The organism is Escherichia sp. Lx600-2 (assembly GCF_036662595.1).
In the GTDB taxonomy this organism is placed as follows: Bacteria; Pseudomonadota; Gammaproteobacteria; order Enterobacterales; family Enterobacteriaceae; genus Escherichia; species Escherichia coli.
On sequence record NZ_JAYQWM010000020.1, the window covers coordinates 1 to 20,381 of the forward strand.

At 52.1% G+C, this 20,381-nt stretch carries 20 protein-coding genes; 13 read left to right on the plus strand and 7 right to left on the minus strand.

Annotated features, from left to right (window positions below; translation table 11 throughout):
- Window positions 1-159 precede the first annotated feature (159 nt).
- Window positions 160-1,818, minus strand: coding sequence for a DNA-binding transcriptional regulator SgrR (sgrR, locus tag OQV04_RS09755; protein WP_032280246.1), 1,659 nt, complete (start codon window positions 1,816-1,818; stop codon window positions 160-162).
- 88 nt (window positions 1,819-1,906) lie between these two features.
- Here sgrR and sgrT point away from each other — a divergent pair, with 88 nt between their 5' ends.
- Window positions 1,907-2,038, plus strand: coding sequence for a glucose uptake inhibitor SgrT (gene sgrT / locus OQV04_RS09760; protein ID WP_001248768.1), 132 nt, complete (start codon window positions 1,907-1,909; stop codon window positions 2,036-2,038).
- A gap of 107 nt (window positions 2,039-2,145) precedes the next feature.
- Here sgrT and leuD read toward each other — a convergent pair whose 3' ends face one another.
- The 5 genes from leuD to leuL all read right to left on the minus strand — a co-directional run bounded on the left by leuD (window position 2,146) and on the right by leuL (window position 7,006).
- Entirely contained in the window at window positions 2,146-2,751 is a 606-nt protein-coding gene (leuD, locus tag OQV04_RS09765; protein ID WP_032280247.1) for a 3-isopropylmalate dehydratase small subunit, read from the minus strand.
- Window positions 2,752-2,761: 10 nt separating this feature from the next.
- Window positions 2,762-4,162 (minus strand): 3-isopropylmalate dehydratase large subunit, encoded by a 1,401-nt coding sequence (gene leuC, locus OQV04_RS09770; protein WP_001140652.1) that lies wholly within the window; start codon window positions 4,160-4,162, stop codon window positions 2,762-2,764.
- 2 nt (window positions 4,163-4,164) lie between these two features.
- Window positions 4,165-5,256, minus strand: coding sequence for a 3-isopropylmalate dehydrogenase (gene leuB / locus OQV04_RS09775; RefSeq protein ID WP_000042351.1), 1,092 nt, complete (start codon window positions 5,254-5,256; stop codon window positions 4,165-4,167).
- Window positions 5,256-6,827 (minus strand): 2-isopropylmalate synthase, encoded by a 1,572-nt coding sequence (gene leuA / locus OQV04_RS09780; protein WP_000082846.1) that lies wholly within the window; start codon window positions 6,825-6,827, stop codon window positions 5,256-5,258. The genes leuB and leuA overlap by 1 nt, the downstream gene beginning before the upstream one ends.
- A 92-nt stretch (window positions 6,828-6,919) precedes the next feature.
- Window positions 6,920-7,006, minus strand: coding sequence for a leu operon leader peptide (gene leuL, locus OQV04_RS09785; protein WP_001300467.1), 87 nt, complete (start codon window positions 7,004-7,006; stop codon window positions 6,920-6,922).
- Window positions 7,007-7,663: 657 nt separating this feature from the next.
- Between leuL and leuO the strand changes: the two genes are divergently transcribed.
- Window positions 7,664-8,608, plus strand: coding sequence for a transcriptional regulator LeuO (leuO, locus tag OQV04_RS09790; RefSeq protein ID WP_001115472.1), 945 nt, complete (start codon window positions 7,664-7,666; stop codon window positions 8,606-8,608).
- 154 nt (window positions 8,609-8,762) lie between these two features.
- Here leuO and OQV04_RS09795 read toward each other — a convergent pair whose 3' ends face one another.
- Complete coding sequence (locus tag OQV04_RS09795; RefSeq protein WP_128566915.1) at window positions 8,763-8,807, minus strand: hypothetical protein; 45 nt, start codon at window positions 8,805-8,807, stop codon at window positions 8,763-8,765.
- A gap of 118 nt (window positions 8,808-8,925) precedes the next feature.
- Here OQV04_RS09795 and ilvI point away from each other — a divergent pair, with 118 nt between their 5' ends.
- From ilvI to mraY, 11 genes are all read left to right on the plus strand, one after another.
- A complete protein-coding gene (gene ilvI / locus OQV04_RS09800; RefSeq protein WP_032280248.1) occupies window positions 8,926-10,650 on the plus strand; it encodes an acetolactate synthase 3 large subunit in 1,725 nt (574 codons plus the stop codon).
- Window positions 10,651-10,652: 2 nt separating this feature from the next.
- Window positions 10,653-11,144: an acetolactate synthase small subunit gene (gene ilvN, locus OQV04_RS09805; RefSeq protein ID WP_001252744.1), complete on the plus strand. Its 492-nt coding sequence runs from the start codon at window positions 10,653-10,655 to the stop codon at window positions 11,142-11,144.
- Between the two features lie 11 nt (window positions 11,145-11,155).
- A complete protein-coding gene (locus OQV04_RS09810) occupies window positions 11,156-11,242 on the plus strand; it encodes a fruR/shl operon leader peptide (RefSeq protein WP_001303787.1) in 87 nt (28 codons plus the stop codon).
- Window positions 11,243-11,323: 81 nt separating this feature from the next.
- Window positions 11,324-12,328, plus strand: a complete 1,005-nt coding sequence (gene cra, locus OQV04_RS09815) for a catabolite repressor/activator (protein ID WP_000762401.1) — start codon at window positions 11,324-11,326, stop codon at window positions 12,326-12,328.
- Window positions 12,329-12,929: 601 nt separating this feature from the next.
- Complete coding sequence (mraZ, locus tag OQV04_RS09820) at window positions 12,930-13,388, plus strand: division/cell wall cluster transcriptional repressor MraZ (protein WP_001295770.1); 459 nt, start codon at window positions 12,930-12,932, stop codon at window positions 13,386-13,388.
- A 1-nt stretch (window position 13,389) separates the two neighbouring features.
- A complete protein-coding gene (gene rsmH / locus OQV04_RS09825; protein ID WP_000970479.1) occupies window positions 13,390-14,331 on the plus strand; it encodes a 16S rRNA (cytosine(1402)-N(4))-methyltransferase RsmH in 942 nt (313 codons plus the stop codon).
- Complete coding sequence (gene ftsL / locus OQV04_RS09830) at window positions 14,328-14,693, plus strand: cell division protein FtsL (protein ID WP_000625658.1); 366 nt, start codon at window positions 14,328-14,330, stop codon at window positions 14,691-14,693. The genes rsmH and ftsL overlap by 4 nt, the downstream gene beginning before the upstream one ends.
- A gap of 15 nt (window positions 14,694-14,708) precedes the next feature.
- Window positions 14,709-16,475 (plus strand): peptidoglycan glycosyltransferase FtsI, encoded by a 1,767-nt coding sequence (gene ftsI, locus OQV04_RS09835; protein WP_000642196.1) that lies wholly within the window; start codon window positions 14,709-14,711, stop codon window positions 16,473-16,475.
- Entirely contained in the window at window positions 16,462-17,949 is a 1,488-nt protein-coding gene (murE, locus tag OQV04_RS09840; RefSeq protein ID WP_274446661.1) for a UDP-N-acetylmuramoyl-L-alanyl-D-glutamate--2,6-diaminopimelate ligase, read from the plus strand. Before ftsI ends, murE begins: the two co-directional genes overlap by 14 nt.
- Entirely contained in the window at window positions 17,946-19,304 is a 1,359-nt protein-coding gene (murF, locus tag OQV04_RS09845) for a UDP-N-acetylmuramoyl-tripeptide--D-alanyl-D-alanine ligase (protein WP_028132504.1), read from the plus strand. The genes murE and murF overlap by 4 nt, the downstream gene beginning before the upstream one ends.
- Entirely contained in the window at window positions 19,298-20,380 is a 1,083-nt protein-coding gene (gene mraY / locus OQV04_RS09850) for a phospho-N-acetylmuramoyl-pentapeptide-transferase (protein ID WP_000964134.1), read from the plus strand. The genes murF and mraY overlap by 7 nt, the downstream gene beginning before the upstream one ends.
- The last annotated feature ends 1 nt before the right edge of the window (window position 20,381 follow it).

A 20,381-nucleotide genomic window follows, 5' to 3' on the forward strand; every position in this document is an offset into this window, starting at 1 on the left:
CTGATAGAAACAGAAGCCACTGGAGCACCTCAAAAACACCATCATACACTAAATCAGTAAGTTGGCAGCATCACCAAACAGAGAAAATATAAAAGTAATGTATTTTATTCATTCCGTCTGAATATAAAAAACGCGCTCATGACCGCCAAAAGGCGCAAGCTACTCTGGATCCGGCGGCGCAAACCACGCTGATTTAAAATCGAACCAGCCGAGGGTATTCATACGCAGGCCGCGCATACTGCGTTGCCCCTGAATGATCAGCCAGTGGTGGATAAGCGGCACCATTGCTTTGCTGGCGACCAGTTGTTGGCACCAGTTCGCCAGGTTCATTTCGCCATTGCGCCAGCGGGCGGCGTCGGCTTGCCAGTCGATCGGAATACAGTGTTGGAGCAGCGGTACCTCGCACAAGTGCGCGAACAGCGAAAAATCCAGCGGCAGCGTAAAGTTGGCGCTGTTAAGCCAGATATCGCTCTCGATCTCTCCTTCATGCCACTGATCGTAGCTGATCTCTTTGATTTCCAGTGTGACCTGGTGGCTTGCCAGAATCTGCTGCATGATCCCGGCAATCACCCGATGCTCACTGTGATCCTGATAAAAGGTCAGGGTGAGGCTTTCCAGACCAGCCGGTTTTTCGCTCTTTATGGTGCGGGCATGGTGCCAACGGGGGAGCAGTCCATAAGCCGGGAACCACAGTTGCTGGTACTGTTCCTCAGCGAAATAGACCAGATTAGTTGGAGAAAGCACATAGCTTACCCAGTCCCTGACTTGCTGATTCGCCCCGCGGTGGGTGCGGTTGTCGAACAGTAAATAGTAGCAACCTTCCTCCAGCCGACTTTCAATTTCTTTTTCCTCGCCCTGCGGCCCTTTCAGCATCAGGCCTCCGGCTGGTTCATCGGCAATTTCCGGCAGAACCCAGACGTTAACTTCGTCGATTAATGCCCGATAACCAAAGAAGTCGTCGAATGCCTGAATTTTCAGTTGATTGCTGCTGTTGCGGATCACCGCATACGGACCAGTGCCGATGGGATGGCTGGCAAAGTTACTGAGGGTTTCCCATTCGCGCGGCAGGATCATCGCCGGAACTTGCCCCAGCAGTAATGGCAACCAGCGGTCCGGCTGCGTGAGATGGATATCCAGCGTCCAGGGCGTCGGTGACAAAATATCAGCAATGTGGGAATAGAGCGGCAGCGTGTTGATCCGTTTCAAAGAGGCGATCACGTCGTCCATTTCCAGTTCACGACCATGATGAAAATGGACTCCTGGTCGCAAAAAGAAGCGCCAGTGAAGCGGTGAAATTTGCTGCCAGTGGTGGGCGATGTCCGCCTCCAGTTCCCCATTTTCCTCATTTACGCGCGTTAGCGAACTGAAGATTTGTCGGGCGATATGGGTTTCTGAACGGCGTAATGCGCTACCCGGTAGTAAGTTACGCAACGGACGATAGTAGAGCACACGCAAAATATGCCGCCCTTGACGAAATGAGCGCCCCAGATGGGAAACCAGCATTTGCCGCACAGCCGCTTTATCGCCAACTAACTGCACCAGTTGGTCTATATGGTCCTGCTCAAGTAAATCTTCCGCGCGTTGTTGCTGGAGCGCCAGCCCGGTATAGAGGAACGTCAGGCGTGAACGTTTACCACGCCCAACTTCCGCTTCCCATGTCAACCAGCCGCGCTCCTGCATGGTGTTGAGCAGGGTGCGCATATGACGACGCGAGCAGCTCAATAACGCTGCCAGTTCGTTGAGCGTTGTGTCCTGCGATTTACCCTCGCAGCATTGCCACAGGCGGATGAACTGTTGTTGCAGACGAGCAGATGGCATAAAAGGGGAACTCCTGCGCAAAAGACAGCAATTTTATTTTCCCTATATTAAGTCAATAATTCCTAACGATGAAGCAAGGAGGTGCCCCATGCGTCAGTTTTATCAGCACTATTTTACCGCGACAGCGAAGTTGTGCTGGTTGCGTTGGTTAAGCGTCCCACAACGATTAACCATGCTTGAAGAACTGATGCAGTGGGAGGGGAGTCATTCTGACTACTGATTTGCGGACATCATGTGTGACTGAGTATTGGTGTTAATCGCCACGCCAGCAGTGATTATCTGCTGGCTTTTTTCTTTTTGGCGATTGAGTACCGGACGGTGTACAAACTAACGCATAAACGCGGGTTGCTTCGCTTCATAAGCCGCAATGGCGTCGTCGTGCTGCAAGGTAAGCCCAATGCTGTCCAGACCGTTCATCATGCAGTGGCGACGGAAGGCATCAATGGTAAAGCGATAGGTTTTCTTACCCGCTTTCACCTCTTGCGCTTCCAGGTCTACATCAAAATGAATCCCTGGATTGGCTTTCACCAGCGCAAACAGCTCATCCACTTCTGCATCGCTTAATTTCACCGGCAGCAGCTGGTTGTTAAAGCTATTGCCATAGAAGATGTCAGCAAAACTCGGCGCAATCACCACTTTAAAACCGTAGTCGGTCAATGCCCAGGGCGCGTGCTCACGCGAGGAGCCACAGCCGAAGTTTTCTCGTGCCAGCAAAATGGAAGCGCCCTGATACTGCGGGAAGTTCAGCACGAAGTCCGGGTTTGGCTGTTGGCCTTTTTCATCCAGAAAACGCCAGTCGTTAAACAGATGCGCGCCAAAACCAGTACGGGTCACTTTCTGCAAAAACTGTTTCGGGATGATTGCATCGGTATCGACATTGGCGGCATCCAGCGGAACCACCAGGCCTGTGTGTTTGATAAATTTCTCTGCCATGGTGTGCTCCTTATTTAATGTTGCGAATGTCGGCGAAATGTCCGGTCACAGCCGCGGCGGCAGCCATTGCCGGGCTGACCAGATGCGTGCGCCCGCCGCGCCCCTGGCGGCCTTCAAAGTTACGGTTGCTGGTGGAGGCACAACGTTCGCCCGGATTCAGACGGTCGTTGTTCATCGCCAGACACATTGAGCAGCCAGGCAAGCGCCATTCAAAACCGGCTTCAATAAAGATTTTGTCCAGACCTTCCGCTTCCGCCTGGGCTTTTACCGGGCCAGAGCCGGGAACCACCAGTGCCTGCACGCCTGGCGCGACTTTCCGGCCTTTGGCGATTTCAGCCGCCGCGCGTAAATCTTCAATGCGCGAGTTGGTGCAGGAGCCGATAAACACTTTGTCGATAGCCACTTCGGTCAGTGGAATGCCCGGTTTCAACCCCATATAGGCCAGCGCTTTTTCTGCTGACGCGCGTTCAACCGGATCGGCAAACGAAGCCGGATCGGGAATATTGTCGTTCACGGAAATCACCTGGCCTGGATTGGTGCCCCAGGTGACCTGCGGCGAAATCTCTTCTGCTTGCAGAGTGACAACGGTATCGAAAGTTGCGCCTTCGTCGGTTTGCAGGGTTTTCCAGTAGGCAACGGCGTCGTCGAAATCTTTGCCTTTCGGCGCATGCAAACGGCCTTTGACATAGTTAAAGGTGGTTTCGTCCGGTGCAACCAGACCGGCTTTCGCGCCCATTTCGATTGCCATATTGCACAGGGTCATCCGACCTTCCATGCTTAAATCACGGATTGCTTCGCCGCAAAACTCCACCACATGCCCGGTACCGCCTGCGCTACCGGTTTTACCGATAATTGCCAGCACGATATCTTTCGCGGTAATGCCCGGCGCAGCTTTGCCCTGGACTTCAATTTTCATGGTCTTCGCACGGCCCTGTTTCAGGGTTTGCGTTGCCAGTACGTGTTCAACTTCGGAAGTGCCGATACCAAAGGCCAGTGCGCCAAACGCGCCGTGAGTGGCGGTATGCGAGTCGCCGCAGACAATGGTCATCCCCGGCAAGGTCACGCCCTGTTCCGGCCCCATTACGTGGACGATCCCCTGATACGGGTGATTCAGGTCATACAGCTCGACGCCAAATTCTTTGCAGTTTTTGATCAGCTCCTGCATCTGGATGCGCGCCATTTCACCACAGGCATTAATGTCTTTGGTCTGGGTAGAGACGTTGTGATCCATGGTGGCGAAGGTTTTGCCCGGCTGACGTACCGGGCGACCGTGGGCGCGCAGACCATCGAACGCCTGCGGTGAGGTCACTTCATGCACCAGGTGGCGGTCGATATATAACAGCGGGGTTTCGTTTTCGGCTTCGTATACTACGTGAGCGTCGAATAATTTTTCGTATAACGTCTTAGCCATGATTACACCCCTTCTGCCACATAGCGGGCAATGATATCGCCCATTTCATCGGTACTAACGGCGGCAGCGCCACGGGCTAAATCCCCGGTGCGAATGCCTTCTTCTAATGCGCGGTTAATGGCGCGTTCAATGGCGGAAGCCGCATCATCGGCATCCAGGCTGTAACGCAGCAGCAGTGCCAGCGACAGGATTTGTGCAATCGGGTTGGCGATGTTTTTGCCTGCGATATCTGGTGCCGAGCCGCCTGCCGGTTCATACAGACCAAAACCTTGCTCGTTCAGGCTGGCGGAAGGCAACATGCCCATCGAGCCAGTGATCATTGCGCACTCGTCAGACAGAATGTCGCCAAACAGGTTGGAGCACAGCAGGACGTCAAACTGTGATGGATCTTTAATCAGCTGCATGGTGGCGTTGTCGATGTACATATGCGCCAGTTCGATATCCGGGTATTCCGTGGCGATCTCGTTGACGATTTCACGCCATAAAATAGAGGATTGCAGCACGTTAGCTTTGTCGATTGAGGTGACTTTGTGGCGACGCTTGCGAGCAGATTCAAACGCGATGCGGGCGATACGTTCAATCTCAAAACGGTGATACACCTCGGTATCAAACGCTTTTTCATATTGTCCGCTACCTTCGCGGCCTTTTGGCTGACCGAAATAGATGCCGCCGGTCAGTTCGCGCACGCACAGGATGTCGAAGCCGTTAGCGGCAATGTCAGCACGCAGCGGACAGAATGCTTCCAGCCCCTGATACAGTTTTGCCGGACGCAGGTTGCTGAATAATTTGAAGTGCTTACGCAAAGGCAACAGTGCGCCGCGTTCTGGTTGCTGGTCCGGTGGTAAATGTTCCCACTTCGGGCCGCCTACCGAGCCAAACAGCACGGCATCGGCTTGCTCACAACCTTCAACCGTCGCAGGCGGCAGCGGCTGCCCGTGGTTATCAATGGCTGCGCCGCCTACATCGTAATGGCTGGTGGTGATGCGCATCGCAAAGCGGTTGCGCACGGCATCCAGCACTTTCAGCGCCTGGGTCATCACTTCCGGACCAATACCGTCCCCCGGCAATACGGCAATATGGTAATTCTTCGACATCACACGGTTTCCTTGTTGTTTTCGTTGTGTTGAGCTTTGCGTTGCAACTCTTTTTCGACTTCTGCGGCGCGCCAGATATTGTTCAGTACGTGCACCATGGCTTTGGCGGAGGACTCGACAATATCGGTGGCCAGGCCGACGCCGTGGAAGCGGCGACCGTTGTAGTTGGCGACAATATCCACCTGACCCAGCGCATCTTTACCGTGACCTTTAGCGGTCAGGCTGTATTTCACCAGTTCGACGTTATAGTCAGTGATGCGGTTAATTGCCTGATAGACGGCATCGACCGGACCGTTACCGTTGGCGGCTTCTGCTTTGACTTCTTCGCCACAGGCCAGTTTGACGGCGGCGGTGGCGATATCGTTAGAGCCAGACTGCACGCTGAAGTAATCCAGACGGAAATGCTCCGGCTCTTCTTGCTGCTTACCGATGAAGGCCAGCGCCTCCAGATCGTAATCAAACACCTGACCTTTTTTGTCCGCCAGCTTCAGGAAGGCGTCGTACAAATTGTCTAAATTATATTCACTTTCTTTATACCCCATCTCATCCATGCGATGTTTCACCGCCGCACGCCCCGAACGAGAGGTCAGATTCAGCTGGATTTGGTTCAGACCAATAGATTCTGGTGTCATGATTTCGTAGTTTTCGCGGTTTTTCAGCACGCCATCCTGGTGGATACCGGAGGAGTGTGCGAATGCGCCGCTGCCAACAATGGCTTTGTTTGCCGGGATCGGCATATTACAAATCTGGCTAACTAACTGGCTGGTGCGCCATATCTCCTGGTGATTAATGGCGGTGTGGACGTTGAGAATATCCTTACGAACTTTGATCGCCATGATGACTTCTTCCAGGGAACAGTTACCGGCACGCTCGCCGATCCCGTTCATTGCACCTTCCACCTGGCGTGCACCGGCATGTACCGCCGCCAGTGAGTTGCCGACCGCCAGGCCCAAATCGTCGTGGGTATGTACGGAAATAATGGCTTTGTCGATGTTAGGCACGCGTTCATACAGGCCGCTGATGATTCCGGCGAACTCAAACGGCATGGTGTAGCCCACGGTGTCCGGAATGTTGATGGTGGTGGCACCGGCATTAATCGCCGCTTCGACCACTCGCGCCAGATCGGCAATGGGTGTACGCCCGGCATCTTCGCAAGAAAATTCAACATCATCGGTGTAATTACGGGCGCGTTTCACCATATAGATAGCGCGTTCGATCACCTCGTCCAGCGTGCTGCGCAGCTTGGTGGCGATGTGCATTGGCGAAGTGGCAATAAAGGTATGAATACGGAAGGCTTCGGCGACTTTCAGGGATTCGGCCGCCACGTCGATATCTTTTTCCACGCAGCGAGCTAACGCGCATACGCGGCTGTTTTTAACCTGGCGAGCGATGGTTTGCACTGATTCAAAATCACCCGGCGAAGAGACGGGAAACCCGACTTCCATCACGTCAACACCCATACGCTCAAGGGCCAGCGCAATTTGCAGTTTTTCTTTCACACTCAAGCTTGCCTGTAACGCCTGTTCACCGTCGCGCAATGTGGTATCGAAAATAATGACTTGCTGGCTCATGGTTTGGGTCCTTGTCTCTTTTAGAGCGCCTCGCTTCGGGCATAAAAAAACCCGCGCAATGGCGCGGGTTTTTTGTTTGACTGCGTGCTGGCTTAATGCTGGATGCCGCTCACTCGTCTACCGCGCAAAGAAGATGCGTTTAGTAGTAGTAGACCGATAAAGCGAACGATGTGAGTCATTAAATCAGCTCCAGATGAATGCGATATGCTTTTAGAGTTACTGGATACAAAAACGGATGTCAACCCTGACGCAATAAAAACGTCCCGCCAGCATGAGTTCTGCATCCGTAAAATTAGCTAATTGTGCTGCTGTGGTTAAAACAAGCGATATTAATTTCTGCTTAACTACCGACGCTTTTCATCGGTTGACATATTTCAGAATAAATTTTTGCATCTAATCCACGAGGAAAAAGGGGACAAAATGCACGCGTTGCAAAACCTATCCTGATGATTTGTATTGAATTATATGTTTTGCGGATTTTTTGATATTGATTTGGTGAATATTATTGATCAATTAATGTTAAGAATTAATGCATTAAACATATAAATAAATTATTAAAAAGCACATTTAATCCATTTTGTGGATGATTGAGTATTCGCGGTAGTTATGATTAGATTGTTTTCGCAACAAAAACATTATGGATTATTATGCTGTGGTGAGTGACGCTTTCCACGGCAATGGATTCTGTTTTTATAAGAACCCGTATCTTTATGTTTTCCTAATTTTACTCATTTTCCTTTTTCTTATTTTATATGCATGATAAATCATATTCTCGAGGATTATTTCTCTGCATTCCAATAAGGGAAAGGGAGTTAAGTGTGACAGTGGAGTTAAGTATGCCAGAGGTACAAACAGATCATCCAGAGACGGCGGAGTTAAGCAAGCCACAGCTACGCATGGTCGATCTCAACTTATTAACCGTTTTCGATGCCGTGATGCAGGAGCAAAACATTACCCGTGCCGCTCATGTTCTGGGAATGTCGCAACCTGCGGTCAGTAACGCTGTTGCACGCCTGAAGGTGATGTTTAATGACGAGCTTTTTGTTCGTTATGGCCGTGGTATTCAACCGACTGCTCGCGCATTTCAACTTTTTGGTTCAGTTCGCCAGGCATTGCAACTAGTACAAAATGAATTGCCTGGTTCAGGTTTTGAACCCGCGAGCAGTGAACGTGTATTTCATCTTTGTGTTTGCAGCCCGTTAGACAGCATTCTGACCTCGCAGATTTATAATCACATTGAGCAGATTGCGCCAAATATACATGTTATGTTCAAGTCTTCATTAAATCAGAACACTGAACATCAGCTGCGTTATCAGGAAACGGAGTTTGTGATTAGCTATGAAGACTTCCATCGTCCTGAATTTACCAGCGTGCCATTATTTAAAGATGAAATGGTGCTGGTAGCCAGCAAAAATCATCCAACAATTAAAGGCCCGTTACTGAAACATGATGTTTATAACGAACAACATGCGGCGGTTTCGCTCGATCGTTTCGCGTCATTTAGTCAACCTTGGTATGACACGGTAGATAAGCAAGCCAGTATCGCGTATCAGGGCATGGCAATGATGAGCGTACTTAGCGTGGTGTCGCAAACGCATTTGGTCGCTATTGCGCCGCGTTGGCTGGCTGAAGAGTTCGCTGAATCCTTAGAATTACAGGTATTACCGCTGCCGTTAAAACAAAACAGCAGAACCTGTTATCTCTCCTGGCATGAAGCTGCCGGGCGCGATAAAGGCCATCAGTGGATGGAAGAGCAATTAGTCTCAATTTGCAAACGCTAACTGAATGCAGAATAGGTCAGACATGAATGTCTGGTTTATTCTGCATTTTTTATTGAATGTAGAATTTTATTCTGAATGTGTAGGCTCTCTATTTTAGGATTAATTAAAAAAATAGAGAAATTGCTGTAAGTTGTGGGATTCAGCCGATTTATTATCAATTTAATCCTTCGTAATGGAGGATTTTATCGTTTCTTTTCACCTTTCCTCCTGTTTATTCTTATTATCCGGCGTTTATGTCTCTGGCTGCCAATTGCTTAAGCAAGATCGGACGGTTAATGTGTTTTACACATTTTTTCCGTCAAACAGTGAGGCAGGCCATGGAGATGTTGTCTGGAGCCGAGATGGTCGTCCGATCGCTTATCGATCAGGGCGTTAAACAAGTATTCGGTTATCCCGGAGGCGCAGTCCTTGATATTTACGATGCATTGCATACCGTGGGTGGTATCGATCATGTTTTAGTTCGTCATGAGCAGGCGGCAGTGCATATGGCCGATGGTCTGGCGCGCGCGACCGGGGAAGTCGGCGTCGTGCTGGTAACGTCGGGTCCAGGGGCGACCAATGCGATTACTGGCATCGCCACCGCTTATATGGATTCCATTCCATTAGTTGTCCTTTCCGGGCAGGTAGCGACCTCGTTGATAGGTTACGATGCCTTTCAGGAGTGCGACATGGTGGGGATTTCGCGACCGGTGGTTAAACACAGTTTTCTGGTTAAGCAAACGGAAGACATTCCGCAGGTGCTGAAAAAGGCTTTCTGGCTGGCGGCAAGTGGTCGCCCAGGACCAGTGGTCGTTGATTTACCGAAAGATATTCTTAATCCGGCGAACAAATTACCCTATGTCTGGCCGGAGTCGGTCAGTATGCGTTCTTACAATCCCACTACTACCGGACATAAAGGGCAAATTAAGCGTGCTCTGCAAACGCTGGTAGCGGCAAAAAAACCGGTTGTCTACGTAGGCGGTGGGGCAATCACGGCGGGCTGCCATCAGCAGTTGAAAGAAACGGTGGAGGCGTTGAATCTGCCCGTTGTTTCCTCATTGATGGGGCTGGGGGCGTTTCCGGCAACGCATCGTCAGGCACTGGGCATGCTGGGAATGCACGGTACCTACGAAGCCAATATGACGATGCATAACGCGGATGTGATTTTCGCCGTCGGGGTACGATTTGATGACCGAACGACGAACAATCTGGCAAAGTACTGCCCAAATGCCACTGTTCTGCATATCGATATTGATCCTACTTCCATTTCTAAAACCGTGACTGCGGATATCCCGATTGTGGGGGATGCTCGCCAGGTCCTCGAACAAATGCTTGAACTCTTGTCGCAAGAATCCGCCCATCAACCACTGGATGAGATCCGCGACTGGTGGCAGCAAATTGAACAGTGGCGCGCTCGTCAGTGCCTGAAATATGACACTCACAGTGAAAAGATTAAACCGCAGGCGGTGATCGAGACTCTTTGGCGGTTGACGAAGGGAGACGCTTACGTGACGTCCGATGTCGGGCAGCACCAGATGTTTGCTGCACTTTATTATCCATTCGACAAACCGCGTCGCTGGATCAATTCCGGTGGCCTCGGCACGATGGGTTTTGGTTTACCTGCGGCACTGGGCGTCAAAATGGCGTTGCCAGAAGAAACCGTGGTTTGCGTCACTGGCGACGGCAGTATTCAGATGAACATTCAGGAACTGTCTACCGCGTTGCAATACGAGTTGCCCGTACTGGTGGTGAATCTCAATAACCGCTATCTGGGGATGGTGAAGCAGTGGCAGGACATGATCTATTCCGGCCGTCATTCACAATCTTATATGCAATCGCTACCCGATTTCGTCCGTCTGGCGGAAGCCTATGGGCATGTCGGGATCCAGATTTCTCATCCGCATGAGCTGGAAAGCAAACTTAGCGAGGCGCTGGAACAGGTGCGCAGTAATCGCCTGGTGTTTGTTGATGTTACCGTTGATGGCAGCGAGCACGTCTACCCGATGCAGATTCGCGGGGGCGGAATGGATGAAATGTGGTTAAGCAAAACGGAGAGAACCTGATTATGCGCCGGATATTATCAGTCTTACTCGAAAATGAATCAGGCGCGTTATCCCGCGTGATTGGCCTTTTTTCCCAGCGTGGCTACAACATTGAAAGCCTGACCGTTGCGCCAACCGACGATCCGACATTATCGCGTATGACCATCCAGACCGTGGGCGATGAAAAAGTACTTGAGCAGATCGAAAAGCAATTACACAAGCTGGTCGATGTCTTGCGCGTGAGTGAGTTGGGGCAGGGCGCGCATGTTGAGCGGGAAATCATGCTGGTGAAAATTCAGGCCAGCGGTTACGGGCGTGACGAAGTGAAACGTAATACGGAAATATTCCGTGGGCAAATTATCGATGTCACACCCTCGCTTTATACCGTTCAATTAGCAGGCACCAGCGATAAGCTTGATGCATTTTTAGCATCGATTCGCGATGTGGCGAAAATTGTGGAAGTTGCTCGCTCTGGTGTGGTCGGACTTTCGCGCGGCGATAAAATAATGCGTTGAGAATGATCTCAATGCGCAATTTACAGCCCAACATGTCACGTTGGGCTTTTTTTGCGAAATCAGTGGGAACCTGGAATAAAAGCAGTTGCCGCAGTTAATTTTCTGCGCTTAGATGTTAATGAATTTAACCCATACCAGTACAATGGCTATGGTTTTTACATTTTACGCAAGGGGCAATTGTGAAACTGGATGAAATCGCTCGGCTGGCGGGAGTGTCGCGGACCACTGCAAGCTATGTTATTAACGGCAAAGCGAAGCAATACCGTGTGAGCGACAAAACCGTTGAAAAAGTCATGGCTGTCGTGCGTGAGCACAATTACCACCCGAACGCCGTGGCAGCTGGGCTTCGTGCTGGACGCACACGTTCTATTGGTCTTGTGATCCCCGATCTGGAGAACACCAGCTATACCCGCATCGCTAACTATCTTGAACGCCAGGCGCGGCAACGGGGGTATCAACTGCTGATTGCCTGCTCAGAAGATCAGCCAGACAACGAAATGCGCTGTATTGAGCACCTTTTACAGCGTCAGGTCGATGCCATTATTGTTTCGACGTCGTTGCCTCCTGAGCATCCTTTTTATCAACGCTGGGCTAACGACCCGTTCCCGATTGTCGCGCTTGACCGCGCCCTCGATCGTGAACACTTTACCAGCGTGGTTGGTGCCGATCAGGATGATGCCGAAATGCTGGCGGAAGAGTTACGTAAGTTTCCCGCCGAGACGGTGCTTTATCTTGGCGCGCTGCCGGAGCTTTCTGTCAGCTTCCTGCGTGAACAAGGTTTCCGTACTGCCTGGAAAGATGATCCGCGCGAAGTGCATTTTCTGTATGCCAATAGCTATGAGCGGGAGGCGGCTGCCCAGTTATTCGAAAAATGGCTGGAAACGCATCCGATGCCGCAGGCGCTGTTCACAACGTCGTTTGCGTTGTTGCAAGGGGTGATGGATGTCACGCTACGTCGCGATGGTAAACTGCCTTCTGACCTGGCAATTGCCACCTTTGGCGATAACGAACTGCTCGACTTCTTACAGTGCCCGGTGCTGGCAGTGGCTCAACGTCACCGCGATGTCGCAGAGCGTGTGCTGGAGATTGTCCTGGCAAGCCTGGACGAACCACGTAAGCCAAAACCTGGTTTAACGCGCATTAAACGTAATCTCTATCGCCGCGGCGTGCTCAGCCGTAGCTAAGCTGCGAACAAAAATACGCGCCAGGTGAATTTCACTCTGGCGCGTAGAGTACGGGACTGGACATCAATATCCTTAAAGTAAATAAGACTATTCCTGACTATTATTGATAAATGCTTTTAAACCCGCCCGTTAATTAACTCACCAGCTGAAATTCACAATAATTAAGTGATATCGACAGCGCGTTTTTGCATTATTTTGTTACATGCAGAGATGAATTGCCGATTTAACAAGCACTTTTCTTTGCTTTTGCGCAAACCCGCTGGCATCAAGCGCTACACAGACGCAACAGGGACTGTTAACCGGGGAAGATATGTCCTAAAATGCCGCTCGCGTCGCAAACTGACACTTTATATTTGCTGTGGGAAATAGTGAGTCATTTTAAAACGGTGATGACGATGAGGTTTTTTTTCTTACAGCTATTCATAACGTTAATTTGCTTCGCACGTTGGACGTAAAATAAACAACGCTGATATTAGCCGTAAACATCGGGTTTTTTACCTCGGTATGCCTTGTGACTGGCTTGACAAGCTTTTCCTCCGCTCCGTAAACTCCTTTCAGTGGGAAATTGTGGGGCAAAGTGGGAATAAGGGGTGAGGCTGGCATGTTCCGGGGAGCAACGTTAGTCAATCTCGACAGCAAAGGGCGCTTATCAGTGCCTACCCGTTATCGGGAACAGCTGCTTGAGAACGCTGCCGGTCAAATGGTTTGCACCATTGACATTCATCACCCGTGCCTGCTGCTTTACCCCCTGCCTGAATGGGAAATTATCGAGCAAAAATTATCGCGTCTGTCGAGCATGAACCCGGTTGAGCGCCGTGTGCAGCGCCTACTGTTAGGTCATGCCAGCGAATGTCAGATGGATGGCGCAGGTCGATTGTTAATCGCGCCAGTACTGCGGCAACATGCCGGGCTGACAAAAGAAGTGATGCTGGTTGGACAGTTCAACAAGTTTGAGCTGTGGGATGAAACAACCTGGCATCAACAGGTCAAGGAAGATATCGACGCAGAGCAGTTGGCTACCGGAGACTTATCGGAGCGACTGCAGGACTTGTCTCTATAAAATGATGGAAAACTATAAACATACTACGGTGCTGTTGGATGAAGCCGTTAATGGCCTCAATATCCGTCCTGATGGCATCTACATTGATGGGACTTTTGGTCGCGGTGGTCACTCACGTCTGATCCTCTCGCAGCTTGGCGAAGAGGGGCGTTTGCTGGCGATCGATCGCGACCCGCAGGCTATCGCCGTTGCGAAGACTATTGATGATCCGCGCTTCTCCATCATCCACGGACCTTTCTCCGCGCTGGGCGAATACGTTGCCGAGCGCGATCTTATCGGCAAGATCGACGGCATTCTCCTCGATCTTGGCGTCTCTTCACCGCAACTTGATGATGCTGAGCGCGGCTTTTCCTTTATGCGCGATGGCCCGCTGGACATGCGTATGGACCCAACCCGTGGGCAGTCAGCCGCTGAATGGCTACAAACCGCAGAAGAAGCCGATATCGCCTGGGTATTGAAAACCTATGGTGAAGAGCGTTTTGCCAAACGCATTGCCCGCGCCATTGTCGAGCGTAACCGCGAACAGCCGATGACCCGCACCAAAGAACTGGCGGAAGTCGTGGCTGCTGCAACGCCGGTGAAAGATAAGTTTAAACATCCCGCGACCCGTACCTTCCAGGCGGTGCGCATTTGGGTAAACAGTGAACTGGAGGAGATAGAGCAGGCGCTAAAAAGCTCGCTCAACGTGCTGGCCCCGGGTGGGCGGCTTTCGATCATCAGCTTCCACTCGCTGGAAGACCGTATTGTGAAACGTTTTATGCGTGAAAACAGCCGCGGTCCGCAAGTTCCGGCAGGGTTACCGATGACTGAAGAGCAGCTCAAAAAACTGGGTGGCCGTCAGCTGCGAGCACTAGGCAAATTAATGCCGGGCGAAGAAGAGGTGGCTGAGAACCCTCGTGCCCGTAGTTCAGTTCTGCGTATTGCAGAGAGGACGAACGCATGATCAGCAGAGTGACAGAAGCTCTAAGCAAAGTTAAAGGATCGATGGGAAGCCACGAGCGCCATGCATTGCCTGGTGTTATCGGTGACGATCTTTTGCGATTTGGGAAGCTGCCACTCTGCCTGTTCATTTGCATTATTTTGACGGCGGTGACCGTGGTAACCACGGCGCACCATACCCGTTTACTGACCGCTCAGCGCGAACAACTGGTGCTGGAGCGAGATGCTTTAGACATTGAATGGCGCAACCTGATCCTTGAAGAGAATGCGCTCGGCGACCATAGCCGGGTGGAAAGGATCGCCACGGAAAAGCTGCAAATGCAGCATGTTGATCCGTCACAAGAAAATATCGTAGTGCAAAAATAAGGATAAACGCGACGCATGAAAGCAGCGGCGAAAACGCAGAAACCAAAACGTCAGGAAGAACATGCCAACTTTATCAGTTGGCGTTTTGCGTTGTTATGCGGCTGTATTCTCCTGGCGCTGGCTTTTCTGCTCGGACGCGTAGCGTGGTTACAAGTTATCTCCCCGGATATGCTGGTGAAAGAGGGCGACATGCGTTCTCTTCGCGTTCAGCAAGTTTCCACCTCCCGCGGCATGATTACTGACCGTTCTGGTCGCCCGTTAGCGGTGAGCGTGCCGGTAAAAGCGATTTGGGCTGACCCGAAAGAAGTGCATGACGCTGGCGGTATCAGCGTCGGTGACCGCTGGAAGGCGCTGGCTAACGCGCTCAATATTCCGCTGGATCAGCTTTCTGCCCGCATTAACGCCAACCCGAAAGGGCGCTTTATTTATCTGGCGCGTCAGGTAAACCCTGACATGGCGGACTACATCAAAAAACTGAAACTGCCGGGAATTCATCTGCGTGAAGAATCTCGCCGTTATTATCCATCTGGCGAAGTGACTGCTCACCTCATCGGCTTTACTAACGTCGATAGTCAAGGTATTGAGGGCGTTGAGAAGAGTTTCGATAAATGGCTTACCGGGCAGCCGGGTGAGCGCATTGTGCGTAAAGACCGCTATGGTCGCGTAATTGAAGATATTTCTTCTACTGACAGCCAGGCAGCGCACAACCTGGCGTTGAGTATTGATGAACGCCTGCAGGCGCTGGTTTATCGCGAACTGAACAACGCGGTGGCCTTTAACAAGGCTGAATCTGGTAGCGCCGTGCTGGTGGATGTCAACACCGGTGAAGTGCTGGCGATGGCTAACAGCCCGTCATACAACCCTAACAATCTGAGCGGCACGCCGAAAGAGGCGATGCGTAACCGTACCATCACCGACGTGTTTGAACCTGGCTCAACGGTTAAACCGATGGTGGTGATGACCGCGTTGCAACGTGGCGTGGTGCGGGAAAACTCGGTACTCAATACCATTCCTTATCGAATTAACGGCCACGAAATCAAAGACGTGGCACGCTACAGCGAATTAACCCTGACCGGGGTATTACAGAAGTCGAGTAACGTCGGTGTTTCCAAGCTGGCGTTAGCGATGCCGTCCTCAGCGTTAGTAGATACTTACTCACGTTTTGGACTGGGAAAAGCGACCAATTTGGGGTTGGTCGGAGAACGCAGTGGCTTATATCCTCAAAAACAACGGTGGTCTGACATAGAGAGGGCCACCTTCTCTTTCGGCTACGGGCTAATGGTAACACCGTTACAGTTAGCGCGAGTCTACGCAACTATCGGCAGCTACGGCATTTATCGCCCACTGTCGATTACGAAAGTTGACCCCCCGGTTCCCGGTGAACGTGTCTTCCCGGAATCCATTGTCCGCACCGTGGTGCATATGATGGAAAGCGTGGCGCTACCGGGCGGCGGCGGCGTGAAGGCGGCGATTAAAGGCTATCGTATCGCCATTAAAACCGGTACCGCGAAAAAGGTCGGGCCGGACGGTCGCTACATCAATAAATATATTGCTTATACCGCAGGCGTTGCGCCTGCGAGTCAGCCGCGCTTCGCGCTGGTTGTTGTTATCAACGATCCGCAGGCGGGTAAATACTACGGCGGCGCCGTTTCCGCGCCGGTCTTTGGTGCCATCATGGGCGGCGTATTGCGTACCATGAACATCGAGCCGGATGCGCTGACAACGGGCGATAAAAATGAATTTGTGATTAATCAAGGCGAGGGGACAGGTGGCAGATCGTAATTTGCGCGACCTTCTTGCTCCGTGGGTGCCAGACGCACCTTCGCGAGCACTGCGAGAGATGACACTCGACAGCCGTGTGGCTGCGGCGGGCGATCTCTTTGTAGCTGTAGTAGGTCATCAGGCGGACGGGCGTCGATATATGCTGCAGGCGATAGCGCAAGGTGTGGCTGCCATTATTGCAGAGGCGAAAGGTGAGGCGACCGACGGTGAAATCCGTGAAATGCACGGCGTACCGGTCATCTATCTCAGCCAGCTCAACGAGCGTTTATCTGCACTGGCGGGCCGCTTTTACCATGAACCCTCTGACAATTTACGTCTCGTAGGCGTAACGGGCACCAACGGCAAAACCACGACGACCCAGCTGCTGGCGCAGTGGAGCCAACTGCTTGGCGAAACCAGCGCGGTAATGGGCACCGTTGGTAACGGTCTGCTTGGGAAAGTGATCCCGACAGAAAATACTACCGGTTCCGCAGTCGATGTTCAGCATGAGCTGGCGGGGCTGGTGGATCAGGGCGCGACTTTTTGCGCAATGGAAGTTTCCTCCCACGGGCTGGTACAGCACCGTGTGGCGGCATTGAAATTTGCGGCGTCGGTCTTTACCAACTTAAGCCGCGATCACCTTGATTATCATGGTGATATGGAACACTACGAAGCTGCGAAATGGCTGCTTTATTCTGAACATCATTGCGGTCAGGCGATTATTAACGCCGACGATGAAGTGGGCCGCCGCTGGCTGGCAAAACTGCCGGACGCGGTTGCGGTATCAATGGAAGATCATATCAATCCGAACTGTCACGGACGCTGGTTAAAAGCGAACGACGTGAACTATCACGACAGCGGTGCGACGATTCGCTTTAGCTCAAGTTGGGGCGATGGCGAAATTGAAAGCCATCTTATGGGCGCTTTTAACGTCAGCAACCTGCTGCTCGCGTTGGCGACACTGTTGGCACTCGGCTATCCATTGGCTGATCTGTTGAAAACCGCCGCGCGTCTGCAACCGGTTTGCGGACGTATGGAAGTGTTCACTGCGCCAGGCAAACCGACGGTGGTGGTGGATTACGCGCATACGCCGGATGCACTGGAAAAAGCCTTACAGGCGGCGCGTCTGCACTGTGCGGGCAAGCTGTGGTGTGTCTTTGGCTGTGGTGGCGATCGCGATAAAGGTAAGCGTCCACTGATGGGCGCAATTGCCGAAGAGTTTGCTGACGTGGCGGTGGTGACGGACGATAACCCGCGTACCGAAGAACCGCGTGCCATCATCAACGATATTCTGGCGGGAATGTTAGATGCCGGACATGCCAAAGTGATGGAAGGCCGTGCTGAAGCGGTGACTTGCGCCGTTATGCAGGCTAAAGAGAACGATGTGGTGCTGGTCGCGGGCAAAGGCCATGAAGATTACCAGATTGTTGGCAATCAGCGTCTGGACTACTCCGATCGCGTCACGGTGGCGCGTCTGCTGGGGGTGATTGCATGATTAGCGTAACCCTTAGCCAACTTACCGACATTCTCAACGGTGAACTGCAAGGTGCAGATATCACCCTTGATGCTGTAACCACTGATACCCGAAAACTGACGCCGGGCTGCCTGTTTGTTGCCCTGAAAGGCGAACGTTTCGATGCTCATGATTTTGCCGACCAGGCGAAAGCTGGCGGCGCAGGCGCACTACTGGTTAGCCGTCCGCTGGACATCGACCTGCCGCAGTTAATCGTCAAGGATACGCGTCTGGCGTTTGGTGAACTGGCTGCATGGGTTCGCCAGCAAGTTCCGGCGCGCGTGGTTGCTCTGACAGGTTCCTCCGGCAAAACCTCCGTTAAAGAGATGACGGCGGCGATTTTAAGCCAGTGCGGCAACACGCTTTATACGGCAGGCAATCTCAACAACGACATCGGTGTACCGATGACGCTGTTGCGCTTAACGCCGGAATACGATTACGCAGTTATTGAACTTGGCGCGAACCATCAGGGCGAAATAGCCTGGACTGTGAGTCTGACTCGCCCGGAAGCGGCGCTGGTCAACAACCTGGCAGCGGCACATCTGGAAGGTTTTGGCTCGCTTGCGGGGGTCGCGAAAGCGAAAGGTGAAATCTTTAGCGGCCTGCCGGAAAACGGTATCGCCATTATGAACGCCGACAACAACGACTGGCTGAACTGGCAGAGCGTAATTGGCTCACGCAAAGTGTGGCGTTTCTCACCTAATGCCGCCAACAGCGATTTCACCGCCACCAATATCCATGTGACTTCGCACGGTACGGAATTTACCCTGCAAACCCCAACCGGTAGCGTGGATGTTCTGCTGCCGTTGCCGGGGCGTCACAATATTGCGAATGCGCTGGCAGCCGCTGCGCTCTCCATGTCCGTGGGCGCAACGCTTGATGCTATCAAAGCGGGGCTGGCAAATCTGAAAGCTGTTCCAGGCCGTCTGTTCCCCATCCAACTGGCAGAAAACCAGTTGCTGCTCGACGACTCCTACAACGCCAATGTCGGTTCAATGACCGCCGCTGTTCAGGTACTGGCTGAAATGCCGGGCTACCGCGTGCTGGTGGTGGGCGATATGGCGGAACTGGGCGCTGAAAGCGAAGCCTGCCATGTACAGGTGGGCGAGGCGGCAAAAGCTGCTGGTATTGACCGCGTGTTAAGCGTGGGTAAACAAAGCCATGCTATCAGCACCGCCAGCGGCGTTGGCGAACATTTTGCTGAGAAAACTGCGTTAATTACGCGTCTTAAATCACTGATTGCTGAGCAACAGGTAATTACGATTTTAGTTAAGGGTTCACGTAGTGCCGCCATGGAAGAGGTAGTACGCGCTTTACAGGAGAATGGGACATGTTAGTTTGGCTGGCCGAACATTTGGTCAAATATTATTCCGGCTTTAACGTCTTTTCCTATCTGACGTTTCGCGCCATCGTCAGCCTGCTGACCGCGCTGTTCATCTCATTGTGGATGGGCCCGCGTATGATTGCTCATTTGCAAAAACTTTCCTTTGGTCAGGTGGTGCGTAACGACGGTCCTGAATCACACTTCAGCAAGCGCGGTACGCCGACCATGGGCGGGATTATGATCCTGACGGCGATTGTGATCTCCGTACTGCTGTGGGCTTACCCGTCCAATCCGTACGTCTGGTGCGTGTTGGTGGTGCTGGTAGGTTACGGTGTTATTGGCTTTGTTGATGATTATCGCAAAGTGGTGCGTAAAGACACCAAAGGGTTGATCGCTCGTTGGAAGTATTTCTGGATGTCGGTCATTGCGCTGGGTGTCGCCTTCGCGCTGTACCTTGTTGGCAAAGACACGCCCGCAACGCAGCTGGTGGTCCCATTCTTTAAAGATGTGATGCCGCAACTGGGGCTGTTCTACATTCTGCTGGCTTACTTCGTCATTGTGGGTACTGGCAACGCGGTAAACCTGACCGATGGTCTTGACGGTCTGGCAATTATGCCGACCGTATTTGTCGCCGGTGGTTTTGCGCTGGTGGCGTGGGCGACCGGCAACATGAACTTTGCCAGCTATTTACACATACCGTATCTGCGACACGCCGGGGAATTGGTTATTGTCTGTACCGCGATAGTCGGGGCAGGACTGGGCTTCCTGTGGTTTAACACCTATCCGGCGCAGGTCTTTATGGGCGATGTAGGTTCGCTGGCGTTAGGTGGTGCGTTAGGCATTATCGCCGTACTGCTACGTCAGGAATTCCTGCTGGTGATTATGGGGGGCGTGTTCGTGGTAGAAACGCTTTCTGTCATCCTGCAGGTCGGCTCCTTTAAACTGCGCGGACAACGTATTTTCCGCATGGCACCGATTCATCACCACTATGAACTGAAAGGCTGGCCGGAACCGCGCGTCATTGTGCGTTTCTGGATTATTTCGCTGATGCTGGTCCTGATTGGTCTGGCAACGCTGAAGGTACGTTAAT

What these genes read in the sequence shown, in the direction of transcription:
- sgrR (WP_032280246.1), bottom strand. Translation starts at nt 1,818, where the DNA reads ATGCCATCTGCTCGTCTGCAACAACAGTTCATCCGCCTGTGGCAATGC.
- sgrT (WP_001248768.1), top strand. Translation starts at nt 1,907, where the DNA reads ATGCGTCAGTTTTATCAGCACTATTTTACCGCGACAGCGAAGTTGTGC.
- leuD (WP_032280247.1), bottom strand. Translation starts at nt 2,751, where the DNA reads ATGGCAGAGAAATTTATCAAACACACAGGCCTGGTGGTTCCGCTGGAT.
- leuC (WP_001140652.1), bottom strand. Translation starts at nt 4,162, where the DNA reads ATGGCTAAGACGTTATACGAAAAATTATTCGACGCTCACGTAGTATAC.
- leuB (WP_000042351.1), bottom strand. Translation starts at nt 5,256, where the DNA reads ATGTCGAAGAATTACCATATTGCCGTATTGCCGGGGGACGGTATTGGT.
- leuA (WP_000082846.1), bottom strand. Translation starts at nt 6,827, where the DNA reads ATGAGCCAGCAAGTCATTATTTTCGATACCACATTGCGCGACGGTGAA.
- leuL (WP_001300467.1), bottom strand. Translation starts at nt 7,006, where the DNA reads ATGACTCACATCGTTCGCTTTATCGGTCTACTACTACTAAACGCATCT.
- leuO (WP_001115472.1), top strand. Translation starts at nt 7,664, where the DNA reads ATGCCAGAGGTACAAACAGATCATCCAGAGACGGCGGAGTTAAGCAAG.
- ilvI (WP_032280248.1), top strand. Translation starts at nt 8,926, where the DNA reads ATGGAGATGTTGTCTGGAGCCGAGATGGTCGTCCGATCGCTTATCGAT.
- ilvN (WP_001252744.1), top strand. Translation starts at nt 10,653, where the DNA reads ATGCGCCGGATATTATCAGTCTTACTCGAAAATGAATCAGGCGCGTTA.
- OQV04_RS09810 (WP_001303787.1), top strand. Translation starts at nt 11,156, where the DNA reads ATGCGCAATTTACAGCCCAACATGTCACGTTGGGCTTTTTTTGCGAAA.
- mraZ (WP_001295770.1), top strand. Translation starts at nt 12,930, where the DNA reads ATGTTCCGGGGAGCAACGTTAGTCAATCTCGACAGCAAAGGGCGCTTA.
- rsmH (WP_000970479.1), top strand. Translation starts at nt 13,390, where the DNA reads ATGATGGAAAACTATAAACATACTACGGTGCTGTTGGATGAAGCCGTT.
- ftsL (WP_000625658.1), top strand. Translation starts at nt 14,328, where the DNA reads ATGATCAGCAGAGTGACAGAAGCTCTAAGCAAAGTTAAAGGATCGATG.
- ftsI (WP_000642196.1), top strand. Translation starts at nt 14,709, where the DNA reads ATGAAAGCAGCGGCGAAAACGCAGAAACCAAAACGTCAGGAAGAACAT.
- murF (WP_028132504.1), top strand. Translation starts at nt 17,946, where the DNA reads ATGATTAGCGTAACCCTTAGCCAACTTACCGACATTCTCAACGGTGAA.
- mraY (WP_000964134.1), top strand. Translation starts at nt 19,298, where the DNA reads ATGTTAGTTTGGCTGGCCGAACATTTGGTCAAATATTATTCCGGCTTT.